This window comes from Orenia metallireducens (assembly GCF_003001995.1).
Classification (GTDB): domain Bacteria; phylum Bacillota; class Halanaerobiia; order Halobacteroidales; family Halobacteroidaceae; genus Orenia; species Orenia metallireducens_B.
This window is the reverse complement of the sequence record NZ_PVNB01000003.1, coordinates 161,223-174,741: the sequence shown is the minus strand read 5'-3', so window position 1 is coordinate 174,741 and position 13,519 is coordinate 161,223. Positions and strand designations below refer to the sequence as shown.

Sequence of the window (13,519 nt, the reverse complement as noted above, 5' to 3'; positions counted from 1 at the left end):
AGGGGGAAGATATGAAGAAAATCTATAAGCTATCTTTAGGATTGGTTTTGTTAATAGTTATTAGTATCTTTTTCTTAAAGTATATATTAAGTTATCTCCTTCCTTTTGTGATAGCAGCTATTATAGCAAGTTTAATTGATCCTGCTGTAGAACTACTTGAAGAGAAGGCTAATCTGCCTCGGGGTCTTTCGATAATAATTATTCTATCTATAATAATTATCTTTATAAGTCTAATATTAACAGTCAGTTTTTCTAGATTATTTATTGAATTGAATAATCTGCTAAATGATTTACCAGATTATCAGGGGTTTAGTAAACAACTAGATTGGATATCAGAGCGGAATCAACAGTTGAGTAGAGTTATAGAAGAGTTGAAGATTCCAGAGTCCTTTAAAGAGAGTATCAATAGTAATTTTCAATATTTTTATGATAAAGCCAAGGAGATTATCCAATTAGCTAGCTCTACTTTATTAGGTGTAGTTAAAAAGCTTCCTAATTTTGCGACTATTTTATTAATCAGTTTAATAGCTACCTTCTTTATCAGTAGAGATAAGGAGCTTATTTTAGAGGCCTTGTTAAAACCTTTTCCTAATAAATGGCGCCATAAGATAAAACAGGTTCAAGGCGATATAATGAAAGCAGGTATTGGATTTATTCGAGCACAAATTCTTTTAATTACTATTACAACTTTAATTTCAATTATTGGTCTAAGTATTCTAGGTAGTAGTTATTCGATTGTAGTGGGCTTAACTGGAGGACTGTTAGATTTGATTCCTGTTATTGGTCCTAGTCTGATCTTTATTCCTTGGGCAATTTATAACTTGATAGTAGGAAATGTTAGTTTTGCTATTGGACTCTTTATCTTATATGGTGTAATGGGGGCTACACGCCAAATATTAGAAGCGAAGATAGTTGGTAGAAGTATTGGTATCCATCCATTGGCTATCTTAGTTGCTATGTATTTGGGAGTCCAATTATTTGGTGTTGCTGGATTCTTTATCGGTCCGGCTTCTTTAGTAGTCTTAAAAGCGGTATTTCAAGCAGGATTTATTTCAATTATTATTGATGAGTAGGGGGATGTTCTATGAAGAAGATAGCGATTTTGGGCTCAACAGGCTCTATTGGGCAACAAACGTTAGAAGTAGTTGATGAATTAAATTGTGAGTTTAAGGTGATGGCTCTTACAGCAAATAGTAGCATTGAAATTTTGGCTGAACAGATTAATAAATTCAAACCTAAATATGCAGTTTTAATGAATGACTCTTTGGTTAATGAGTTAAAATATAAGCTAAGCTATAATAAAACCCAAATACTAACGGGATTAGAGGGATTGATTAAAGTTGCTACATTAGATGAAGTTGAGTTGCTGGTTAATGCTGTAGTTGGTGCTATTGGAGTAAAGCCTACTTTAGCAGCAATTAGAGCAGGTAAGGATATAGCTTTAGCCAATAAAGAGACATTGGTTACAGCAGGAGCTATTGTAATGAGAGAGGCTAAAGAGAATGATGTTAGGATATTACCTATAGATAGTGAGCATAATGCTATTTTTCAGGCTTTACAAGGAGAGGATAGAGCAGGGGTTAAGAAGATTATTTTAACGGCTTCTGGAGGCCCTTTTAGAACTATATCGGCTGATAAGTTGTCAGAGGTTAGCGTGGAAGAGGCTCTTAATCATCCTAATTGGGATATGGGTGGGAAGATTACAATTGATTCAGCTACTTTAATGAATAAGGGTTTGGAGGTTATTGAGGCTAAGTGGCTATTTGATTTAGATTATGAACAGATAGATGTTGTAGTCCATCCCCAGAGTATAATCCATTCTTTGGTAGAGTATAAAGACCATTCAATACTTGCAGAACTGGGTCTGCCAGATATGAAGGTTCCGATTCAATATGCATTGACCTATCCCCAGAGAAATACTAATAATTTAGAGAGCCTTAATTTGGCTAAGGTTGGAGAGCTGACCTTTGAAGAGCCTAGAAAGGAATTATTCCCATGTTTAGACTATGCCTATGAGGCTGGGAAAAGGGGTGGAACGATGCCGGCGGTTTTAAATGCTGCTAATGAGGTTGCTGTTAGTAAGTTTTTAGCAGGAAAGATTAAATTTATAGATATTCCTAAGTTGATTAAGATGGTGATGTCTGCTCATGAGGTTGTAGATGATCCAACTTTAGATCAGATTATAGAAGCAGATACTTGGGCTAGAGTAGAGGCTCAGAAAGAAGGTGAGAAAGTTTGTTAACAACTATTGTTTCATTCATAATTGTTTTAGGAATTCTGGTCTTCTTCCATGAATTAGGGCATTTCATGGTAGCTAAATATGTAGGGGTTCAGGTAGAGGAATTTGCTATTGGAATGGGACCAAAACTTTTTGGCAAGCAATATGGAGAGACGTTATACTCTATTAGATTATTACCTTTAGGTGGCTATTGTAAGATGACAGGAGAGATGCCTGTTGATGATGACGAGGTTAAGCAAGAAGAGGTAGAACTTTATCAGAAGGCTTTTAGAGAAGAGAGATGTTTATTTCAAAAGAGTGTTTGGGAGAGGTTTTGGGTAATTTTTATGGGACCAGTTATGAACTTCCTATTGGCAGCACTCTTCTTTACTCTAATTTTTAGTATCTATGGTGTTGAAGTAAATACTTCGGATAGTACGGTAATAGGTCAAGTGTTCCCTGAGCAACCTGCTTATGAGGCTGGCTTAAGAGATGGGGATAAGATATTGGCTGTTAATAATCAAAAAGTAAGCAATTGGGAAGAGTTAGCTGGGATGATAAATAAGAATCCTAATCAAGAAATTACTCTACAGGTAGAGAGAGACGATCAAACCTTTGATTTAAATGTTGTTCCTAGACTTGATGAGAGTAGAGAAGTTGGTGTTATTGGAATTATTCCTGTCTATAATAGAAAGTCGGTTAATATCTTTGAAGCTATTTGGCTGGGTATTCAAAGAACTGGTATATATATATATGGTCTTATTTTGGGATTATGGAAGATGGTCACTGGTCAGATGGCTAGTGATGTTAGTGGACCAGTTAAGATAGCCCAGTTTGTTGGAGATGCAGCTCGTGCAGGTATGTTAAGATTAATGGAGTTTGCTGCATTAATTAGTATAAATTTAGGTATAATGAATTTATTACCTATACCTGCTTTAGATGGAGGTAGGCTGGTCTTTTTGGGGTGGGAATTAATCACAGGTAAACCTATTGACCCTGAAAAAGAGGGGATGGTTCATTTAGTAGGCTTTGTATTATTAATGGTTTTATTTGTTGTAATTATGATTAAAGATATAAGATCGATAATATAAGTTTAAGCCTGAGTTTAAGGTTGAGTTCAATTAATTTTTACTTAGGCTCGGGCTTATACTTAAACTTAAACTCAGTTGAGGTGATAGATATGGCTAAACAGAAGAATAGACGTGGTAGCAAATGGTTAGACCCTAATAGGGTTACAGGTCGGAGGGCAAAAAGGTATTGCAAATTATGTGGAACAGAGGCTACACAGGTTAGAATTCTAAAGAATGAAAATATCTGTGAGAATTGTGTGAAAGAATTGGAGAAGAAAAAAGGTGGCTATTATGCGTGTAAAGCATGTGGAAAGGTAGCCCCTAAGCAGGTGCAAGAGAACAAAGGGTATTGTAAAGATTGTGTCTGCCGTGCTTGCGGTAAAGCAGACCCTAAATTTGTACAAAAGCATGGTTTTTGTGAAACTTGCTTTGAAATTATGGGTACAAATTGTCGTAAATGCGGTAAAGAGGCTTATGCTCAAGTCCAGAGAAATGATGGACTTTGTGATAAATGTGCAGGGAAAGAGTGAAGAAGCTTAATAATGATTATTATTAGTCTCTTGCTTATTATTCCTCACTTGTTAATTTACTGTTTATCAAAGGAGGGGTACTATGTTTGATAGGCATGTAACTTTAGAATCTTTGATTACTGATAGTGTTGCTAAGAAACATCTTCCTAAAGCGGGTTATGCCCATGTGGTGGCAGCTACGGAATATGCTTTTGAGTTGGCAGTTAAAAGGAAGGTCTGTGTAGATTTGGCTACTAAAGCCACTTTATTACATGATATAGGGCATACTAATTGGGAAAGGCATGGTGAATGGGATTTTGAATCCTATAATGAATTCGATATTCATACCATTAAAGGTGCTGAACGAGCCCATGAGCTCTTAATTTTAAAGGGGGAAGACTTGGGCAAAGCTAGGGAGATAGCTTTGGCTATATTATTTCACAGTGGTTCTAGCCCTGTTAGTAAGAATGTAAAGTTAACCCCTTTACAGAAGTTGGTTTCTGATGCTGATGATATGGATGAACAAGAGGATGGAGCCCATCATAGAGTTAAGATTGATTTTGGAGAGGCTTTACAGAGAATTAGAAGACTAGATATGTTAGTACACCCTTATAGAAAAGACTGTAATGAGAATTGTGAAAATTGCGATAGCTTAAAGTAGGTGAATTGATAGTGAGAAGAGAGTCAAAAGCAGTAAAGATGGGAAATGTACAGATTGGCGGAGATGCACCTATCTCCGTCCAGTCTATGACAAATACAGATACAAGAAATGTAAAAGCAACTGTTGAGCAGATTAAAAGACTAGAAGAGGCAGGTTGTGAACTGGTTAGAGTAGCTATTCCAGACCAAGAGGCTGCATCTAAGGTCGGTGAAATTAAGAGTCAGATAAAAATACCTTTAATTGCTGATATACACTTTGATTATAGATTAGCTTTAGAGGTATTAGAACAAGGAATTGATGGTTTAAGAATCAATCCTGGAAATATTGGTAATGAAGAGAAGGTAAAATTGGTAGCTCAAAAGGCATTGGAGAAGAAGGTTCCAATTCGAGTAGGGGTAAACGCAGGCTCATTGGAGAGAGAATTGTTGAAAAAATATGGACATCCAACAGCCAAAGCAATGGTAGAGAGTGCTTTAAAGCATGTTCAGTTATTGGAGAAATATGGATTTGAGGATATTATCATCTCTTTAAAAGCCTCCAATGTCATGAAAACTTTAGAGGCTTATCAGTTGATAGCTACAGTGGTTGATTATCCTTTACATATTGGAATTACTGAGGCTGGAACTATCAAATCTGGTACTATTAAGTCTGCTGTAGGTATAGGAGCAATCTTAGCACAAGGTTTGGGGGATACTATTAGAGTCTCTTTGACAGGAGATCCTGTAGAGGAGATAGAGGTTGCTTATAGTATCCTTAAAGCTTTGAATTTAAGAAGGGGTGGGGTAAATATCATCTCTTGTCCAACCTGTGGACGAACTGAGATTAATTTGGTTGAAATTGCAAACCAAGTAGAAGAGAAGATTAAAGATTTAGATAAGGATATTGAAGTTGCTATTATGGGTTGTGTAGTTAATGGTCCAGGGGAGGCTCGTGAAGCTGATTTAGGAATTGCTGGAGGTAAGGATGTAGGACTGATCTTTAAAAAGGGAGAGGTTATTAAAAGAGTACCAGCAGAAGATTTAGTAGATGAACTGATGAAGGAGATAGAGAATTTAGATTAAATATTAAGTTTTAATTTTAAGTATAAGTCTAAGCGAAGATTAGACTAGTATTTTTATTGTTTATTTAGCCTTAGCCTTAGTACTAAAAATTTGATTAAAAGAATATATGGATATTCAACTACGTTGACAATAAAATATATACTTGATAAAATTTAAGTTAGTCTTATAGAATTTTAAGAGCTACTTAGGATAATAGAGGAGGATTTTTGTTATGAAGATGTCACAGATGTATATACCAACATTAAAGGAGACACCAGCTGATGCTGAGGTTATTAGCCATCAATTGATGCTAAGAGCTGGTTTGATGAGAAAATTAAGTTCAGGAATCTATACATATTTACCTTTAGGATATCGTGTTATTAGAAAGTTTGAGGATATTGTCCGAGAAGAGTTGAACAAGGCTGGAGCACAAGAGTTATTATTACCAGCTTTACAACCAGCAGAGTTGTGGGAAGAGTCTGGCAGGTTCCAAAATTATGGTCCAGAATTGATGAGATTAAAGGATAGACATGGCAGGGACTTTTGTTTAGGACCAACTCATGAAGAGGTAATCACGGATTTGGTACGTGATGAGGTAAGATCTTATAAAGAATTACCGCTAAATCTTTATCAAATTCAGAGTAAATATAGAGATGAAATTAGACCTCGCTTTGGAGTTTTACGAGGTCGAGAGTTTATTATGAAGGATGCTTATAGTTTTGATATCGATGAAGATGGTTTACAAGAGAGCTATCAGAAGATGTATGATGCTTATTGTAATATTTATAGTAGATGTGGTTTGGAATATAGGCCTGTAGAAGCAGATACTGGAGCAATTGGGGGAAGCGACTCCCATGAATTTATGGTATTAGCTGATGCTGGAGAGGATATTGTAGTCTATTGTGAAGACTGTAATTATGCAGCCAATTTAGAGTTGGCCAAATCTAAAAGTGATACGATTGAAATTGATGAAGAACTTAAAGAATTAGAAGTAATTGACACTCCAGCAATTACTACAATTGAAGAGTTGGTAGCAGAGTTAGATATACCGGCAGAAAAGATGATTAAAGCTGTATTATATCAAGGAAAAGATGAAATAATATTAGCATTAGTAAGAGGAGATTATCAAGTTAATGATATTAAGCTAGGAAATTTACTAGACATAGTTAATTTAGAGCTTATAAATGATGATGCTTATGAGGGTCTAGATACAGTTAAAGGCTTTACTGGTCCAGTTAACCTTGGTGATGTCAGAATTATTGCTGATGAATTGGTAATGGAAGTAGTAAATGGGGTAGCTGGAGCCAATCAAACTGATAAACATCATATCAATGTCAACCCTCAGCGTGACTTTAAAGTAGCAGAGGTTGCTGATATTCGAGAGGTGAAAGAAGGAGAGAAGTGTATCCATTGTGATGGACACTTGAGCTTAACTCCAGGTATTGAGGTTGGTCAAGTATTTAAGCTTGGTACCAAATATAGTGAGCCTTTGGGTGCAACCTTCTTAGATGAGAATGGTAAGAGTAAGCCAATGGTAATGGGATGTTATGGAATTGGAATTACTCGAACTGTGGCAGCAGCAATTGAACAGAACTATGATGAGGATGGAATTGTTTGGCCTAAAGCTTTAGCTCCTTTTTTAGTAGAAATTTTGGTTTTAGGGAAGAATAATGAAGTAAGTGAAAAAGCTGAACAAATTTATAATCAATTAACTTCAGAAGGAATAGATGTGTTATTAGATGATAGAAAAGAAAGAGCTGGTGTTAAATTTAATGATGCCGATTTAATTGGATGCCCAATTAGAATCACTATTGGAGGGCGTTCATTAAAAGAAGGAGCCTTAGAGGTTAAGCTTCGAAAAACTGGTGAAGAACTTAAAGTTGAAATCGATCAGTATTTATCTCAAATTAAAGAATTGATTGCCAAGTTGGATTAATCTTTTAGGAGGAAAATATTTGATGAAAATTACTGCTGTTATCCCAGCATATAATGAGGAAAAAACGATTAAAGAGGTAGCTACTATAGTTAATAGGCATAGATTAGTAGATGAAGTGATTGTTGTCAGTGATGGCTCAACAGATAATACTGTCAAAATAGCTACTAAAATAGGAGTCAAGGTGATTGACTTAACTACTAACAAAGGTAAGGGAGCAGCTATGAAGGCAGGGGTTGAGCAGAGCCAAGCTGATATTATCCTCTTCTTAGATGCCGATTTATTGGGGCTTAAGGAGGAGCATATTGATAAATTATTAATCCCTGTAATCAAAGGGGATGCTGAGACGACTATAGGTATCTTTGCAGAAGGTAGAATGTTTACTGATTTAGCTCAGAAGATAGCGCCTTTTTTATCGGGACAACGAGTAGTAAGGAGAAGAATATTGGATGATATTCCTGACTTGGATATGACCCGTTTTGGTGTGGAAATGGCCTTAACCCAGCATATCAAAGGTAATAATATTAGGCTAAAAGAGGTTGTGTTAGAGGATTTATCCCATGTGATGAAGGAAGAAAAAAGGGGATTTATCAAAGGCTTTATGTCAAGATTAAAGATGTATTGGGAGATATTAAAGAACTTATCTACCACTAGAAAGGTTAGATAATATTATTGTTGACAACTTATTATAATGATTAATTTATAATGTTGGTTATTAATAACCAACATTATAAATTTTTAGGGATGTGATAAGTCTGTGTCAGAAAAAGAGATTATATTGAGATTAGTTTTATCATGTATTTTAGGTGGAGCAATTGGTTTTGAGCGGGAAAGAAATGCTAGACCTGCTGGTTTTAGAACCAATATTTTAGTATCCTTAGGTTCAACTTTAGCTATGATAGTTTCTATTAGATTATTTTTAGAGTTTAATCATATACAGCCTGTAGATCCAGGCAGAATTGCCGCTCAAGTTATCAGTGGTGTTGGTTTTTTAGGGGCTGGTACAATAATTAGAGAAGGTTTTTCTGTAAAGGGTTTAACAACTTCAGCAGGGTTATGGGCTGTAGCTGGTATTGGCTTATCATTAGGAGCGGGGTTTTATTTAAGTGCTCTGGTGGCTACTTTATTGGTTATCCTAACTTTAACTCTATTAAGCAAAGTAGAGAAGACTATATCTAATGTCCATAGAAAGTATTTAATCAGAGTCAAAGCCTTTGATCAGCCAGGTCCTTTAGGGAAGGTTGGTTCTGTTTTAGGAGATAATGATATAATTATTAGGGATATAAGTATAGAGCACTGTTATAATGAACCGAATATATATATAAATTTTAGGGTTAAGAAGCCAAAACATATAGAGGTCAATTATTTATTTGTTCTGTTAACGGAGATATCGGGTATAATTGAGGTGCAGATTAAAGAGCTAGATTGAAGGGGAGATAAGGATGCCGAAAGTATTAATTAAGGCTGAAGATACTAATGTTTTTAAAAATAAATTAAAGGAAAGGTTGGATATTTCTGAAGGCTTATTAGAGACAATTAAGATTAGAAGAGTAGAAGTTGACCTCACAGACAATCATTGTAAAGTTGATCTTAAGGTTCCTGAAAGTATCGATTTAGACCCTATAGTTAAGGATATAGGCGATGAACTATTTGCTGAGGGTGAATTTCAATATACTCTCAATTATTATGATCCTGACTTGCCTCTAGAATTAATTTTAAAAAATTATTGGGAAGAGATAATACAGAGGGTAAGAGAACAAGTGCCTCAGACCAATGGCTGGTTATCTTTATGTCGTTGGAACTTACAAAGTGATGTTTTAACTGTTGAGGTTAAAAATAAAGTAGCTATTGAGGTTTTAAATAATAAGAAATGTGATAATATTTTGCAGGAGATTATTAGAGAAGAGTATGAAAAGAGAATCAAAGTTAACTTTGTATTAGGAGATTTTGAGCAAGAGTTATCAGAGATGGAAGATAAGATGGCTAAAGAGAAGGATGAATATATGAATAGTTTGATGCAAAGTATTAGTAACATTGAAAAGAGTAGTAACTCTAGTAATAATAACTCTAATAATTTCAATAATTCATCCTATAATTATAAATCTAGGTCTAAAAGTAGCAATGATCCTAATGTCTGGCTAGGTAGAAAATTTGATGGAGATCCTATGGCTATCTCTGAGATTGTTGGAGAGAATAATAATGTTATCTTACAAGGTAAGATATTTGAAATAGATATTAGAGAGCTAAAAAGTGGTAGAAATCTAGTAATCTTCTCAATTAGTGATCAAAGTGATTCGATTACTATTAAAGTTTTTGAAAATAAAGGTGATAACCTATCAGAGAAGATAAGTAAAGGAAAATGGGTCAAAGTAAGAGGTAGAGTACAACATGATAAGTATGATCAGGAGCTATCGATGATGGCTAACGATGTGATTCCAATTAATGTTGAAGGTAAGAAGGATGAGGCAGAAGAGAAACGGATTGAGCTTCATCTCCATACCAAGATGAGTGCTATGGATGCTATAGTCGATGTTAAAAGTGTTGTTAAGCGGGCTATTGAGTGGGGGCATCCTGCTATCGCTATTACTGATCATGGAGTTGTCCAGAGCTTTCCTGATGCCTATAATGCTGCTAAAGGTGAAGATATTAAGGTTATTTATGGCTTAGAGGCTTATCTAGTTGATGATGGTGAACCAATTATCATTAATCCAGTCGATAAGGCTTTAGATGATGAGACTTATGTGGTTTTTGACTTAGAGACAACTGGTTTTAATCCCCATAATAATGAGATTATAGAGGTTGGTGCAGTTAAAGTTAAGGGGGGAGAAATCACAGATATATATCAAAGCTTTGTCAATCCCGAAAGACAGATTCCGGCTCAGATTACAGAACTAACAGGGATTGATGATCAAATGGTAGCTGATGCCCCTAAATTAGCAGAGGTGATAGATGAATTTTTAGAGTTTATTGAGGGGACTACAATAGTTGCTCATAACCTCTCCTTTGATTTAAGCTTTATTGAGGACAAACTAAGAAGGTTAGGTAAGGCAGATTTAAGTAATCCAGCAATGGATACCTTAAATTTGGCTAGGGCGGTTGTTTCTGATTTGAAGAGTTATAAGTTGAATAAACTGGCTAATTACTTTAATAAGAATTTAGAAAATCACCACCGAGCTAGTGATGATGCTAAGGTAACAGCAGAGATATTGTTAGAATTAATTGAGCTAATGAAAGAAGAAGATATCTTTAATCTAACAGAGGTCAATCAATTAACCAGCGAAATTGATTATAAACGGATTTACCCACATCATACTACTATTTTGGTTAAGAATCAAAAAGGTCTTAAGAATCTTTATAAGCTTGTTTCTAAATCCCATATTGAGAACTTTTATAAGAAGCCTCGTATCTTAAAGAGTGATTTATTGGAAAAGAGAGAAGGATTAATTGTTGGTTCAGCCTGTGAGGCAGGGTTATTATATAAAGAGATTTTACGAGGAAAACCTGATAATGAGTTAGAAAAGTTAGCTAAGTTTTATGATTACTTAGAGATTCAACCAATAGGTAATAATAAATTCTTACTGGAGAAAGGTGAGGTAAATTCTTTAGAAGAATTACAAGATATTAATCGTAAGATCTATGAATTGGGCAACAAGTTAGGAAAACCAGTAATTGCTGCAGGTGATGTTCACTTCTTAGATCCAGAGGATAGTATCTATCGTCAGATCTTGATGGAAGGTCAAGGCTTTAGTGATGCAGCAGACCAAGCTCCTTTATATTTTAGAACGACCAATGAGATGTTAGCAGAGTTTGATTATTTTGGAGAAGACGTTGCTAAAGAACTAGTTATTGACAATCCTAAAAAGATAGCAGATCTGGTTGAAGAGGTGGAAATCATTCCTGATAAGCTATTTACTCCAACTATTGAAGGTGCTGATCAAGAGGTTAGAAAGATGGCTTATAATCGGGCTAAAGAATGGTATGGAGAGCAATTACCTGAGTTGGTAGAAAAGAGGCTGGAAAGAGAGTTGAACTCTATTATCGGTAATGGATATGCTGTTATCTATTTAACCTCGCAAAAGCTCGTTAAGAAGTCCTTGGATGATGGTTATCTGGTAGGTTCTCGTGGTTCTGTTGGTTCCTCCTTTGCAGCAACGATGACAGGAATTACTGAGGTTAATCCATTACCCCCCCATTACAGATGTTCAGAATGTAAATATTCGGAGTTTATTACAGATGGTTCAGTCGGGGTAGGGGCTGACTTAGAGGACAAGGACTGTCCTAAATGTGGAACACCATTGATTAAGGATGGCTTTGATATTCCTTTTGAAGTATTCTTAGGCTTTAAAGGTGATAAGGTACCAGATATCGACCTTAACTTCTCTGGAGAATATCAGCCAGAGGTTCATAAGTATACAGAGACCCTTTTTGGGAAAGACTATGTATATAGAGCAGGTACTATCTCTACCATAGCCGAGCGGACAGCCTATGGTTTTGTTAAAGGGCATGCTGAGGACAATGCTCTGATATTAAGAAAGGCTGAAATTAATCGATTGGCCTCTGGATGTACTGGGGTCAAAAGAACAACAGGTCAGCATCCAGGAGGTCAGATAGTTGTACCTAGTGATATGGAAATTTATGATTTCACTCCAATCCAAAAACCAGCTAATGATATGGATACTGATACCTTAACGACTCATTTTGATTTCCATTCTATTCATGATAATCTATTAAAGCTGGATATACTCGGTCACGATGATCCGACCAGTATTAGAATGTTACAGGATATCACAGGAGTTGATCCTAAGGATATTCCTTTAGATGATCCCAAAACTATGGCTATCTTCTCTAGTGTTGAGCCCTTAGGAGTGACAGAGGAGGAGATTGGAGTCAAGATAGGAACCTTGGGTATTCCTGAATTTGGTACTAGCTTTGTACGAGGGATGCTTCGTGAGACCCTGCCGACAACCTTTGCTGAATTGATCCGGATTAGTGGATTATCTCATGGTACTGATGTATGGCTGAACAATGCTCAAGACTTTATTAAGGCTGGAGTAGCTGAATTATCTGAAGTGATTTCAGTACGTGATGACATTATGAACTACTTAATTCATAAAGGAATAGATCCTTCCGATGCCTTTTGGATGATGGAGCATGTTCGTAAAGGTAGGGGATTGACTGAAAAAGAGGAGCAGGTGATGAAAGAACATAATGTTCCTGACTGGTATATTGAGTCTTGTAAACGAATTAAATATATGTTCCCAAAAGCTCATGCAGCTGCCTATGTAATGATGGCCTTTAGAATTGCTTATTGTAAAGTCCATTACCCTGAGGCTTTTTATAATACTTACTTTACAATCAAAGCCGATGACTTTGATGCCCAGATTGTATTACAGGGTAGGGAATTTGTTGAGAAGAAGATTCAAGAGATTAAAATGAAAGGTAATGATGCAACAGCTAAAGATAAGAATACACTGACTGTACTTGAAATTGTTGTTGAAGCTATGGCTAGAGGAATTAAATTTACCCAGGTAGATGTTTATAAATCTAAGGCTAAAGAGTTTGAAATTACTAAAGAGGGACTATTACCACCGTTTATCAGTTTACAAGGATTGGGACAGAGTGCAGCTGAGAACCTTGTTAAATCTAGAGAAGAAGGGGAGTTTACCTCTATCGAAGATTTAAGTAATAGAGCAGGTTTGAGTAAGACTGTAATTGAAGTTATGAAAGAACATGGTTCTTTAGATGGCTGGCCTGAAACCAATCAATTATCCCTCTTTGGGTAAAGTGGTTGCAAATTCATTGATAATATGCTAAAATGTAGTATGCATATTAATCGATAGTCACTAGGTAAAAGAGTGGGTTCTGACCCACTCTTTAGTTATGTAATAGTCTTGAATAGAATAAAATAAAATTATAATGAGAATATTTCTTCAAAAATTTTGGAAATATAAAGTGAAGCTTAACGAAGTATATTTTATATTTTTTAGAGGTTTGCTGATTACTGCTTACTTCTTAGTTGTCATTATTATCTGACTTTGCTTTAAGATAGAGTTAATTTTTGCAGTTAGATGATGATAAGGGATGCAGT

General features: G+C 35.6%; 10 protein-coding genes. All 10 read left to right on the top strand.

The window, feature by feature from the left end; all coding sequences use genetic code 11:
- Nucleotides 1–11: 11 nt before the first annotated feature.
- Nucleotides 12–1,073 (top strand): sporulation integral membrane protein YtvI, encoded by a 1,062-nt coding sequence (gene ytvI / locus BX659_RS03420; RefSeq protein ID WP_097016425.1) that lies wholly within the window; start codon nt 12–14, stop codon nt 1,071–1,073.
- An 11-nt stretch (nt 1,074–1,084) separates the two neighbouring features.
- On the top strand, nt 1,085–2,242 hold the full coding sequence (locus BX659_RS03415; protein ID WP_097016424.1) for a 1-deoxy-D-xylulose-5-phosphate reductoisomerase: 1,158 nt from the start codon (nt 1,085–1,087) through the stop codon (nt 2,240–2,242).
- Nucleotides 2,236–3,309, top strand: a complete 1,074-nt coding sequence (gene rseP / locus BX659_RS03410) for an RIP metalloprotease RseP (protein WP_097016423.1) — start codon at nt 2,236–2,238, stop codon at nt 3,307–3,309. The genes BX659_RS03415 and rseP overlap by 7 nt, the downstream gene beginning before the upstream one ends.
- Nucleotides 3,310–3,398: 89 nt before the next feature.
- A complete protein-coding gene (locus BX659_RS03405) occupies nt 3,399–3,818 on the top strand; it encodes a hypothetical protein (RefSeq protein ID WP_097016422.1) in 420 nt (139 codons plus the stop codon).
- A gap of 82 nt (nt 3,819–3,900) precedes the next feature.
- On the top strand, nt 3,901–4,458 hold the full coding sequence (locus BX659_RS03400; RefSeq protein WP_097016421.1) for an HD domain-containing protein: 558 nt from the start codon (nt 3,901–3,903) through the stop codon (nt 4,456–4,458).
- Between the two features lie 8 nt (nt 4,459–4,466).
- Complete coding sequence (ispG, locus tag BX659_RS03395) at nt 4,467–5,519, top strand: flavodoxin-dependent (E)-4-hydroxy-3-methylbut-2-enyl-diphosphate synthase (protein ID WP_097016480.1); 1,053 nt, start codon at nt 4,467–4,469, stop codon at nt 5,517–5,519.
- Nucleotides 5,520–5,730: 211 nt separating this feature from the next.
- Entirely contained in the window at nt 5,731–7,434 is a 1,704-nt protein-coding gene (locus tag BX659_RS03390) for a proline--tRNA ligase (protein ID WP_097016420.1), read from the top strand.
- 22 nt (nt 7,435–7,456) lie between these two features.
- A complete protein-coding gene (locus tag BX659_RS03385; protein ID WP_097016419.1) occupies nt 7,457–8,098 on the top strand; it encodes a glycosyltransferase family 2 protein in 642 nt (213 codons plus the stop codon).
- 90 nt (nt 8,099–8,188) lie between these two features.
- The gene (locus BX659_RS03380; protein WP_097016418.1) at nt 8,189–8,860 is read left to right on the top strand and encodes an MgtC/SapB family protein; all 672 of its coding nucleotides are present in this window, start codon (nt 8,189–8,191) and stop codon (nt 8,858–8,860) included.
- Between the two features lie 13 nt (nt 8,861–8,873).
- The gene (locus BX659_RS03375; protein WP_097016417.1) at nt 8,874–13,214 is read left to right on the top strand and encodes a PolC-type DNA polymerase III; all 4,341 of its coding nucleotides are present in this window, start codon (nt 8,874–8,876) and stop codon (nt 13,212–13,214) included.
- Nucleotides 13,215–13,519 lie beyond the last annotated feature (305 nt).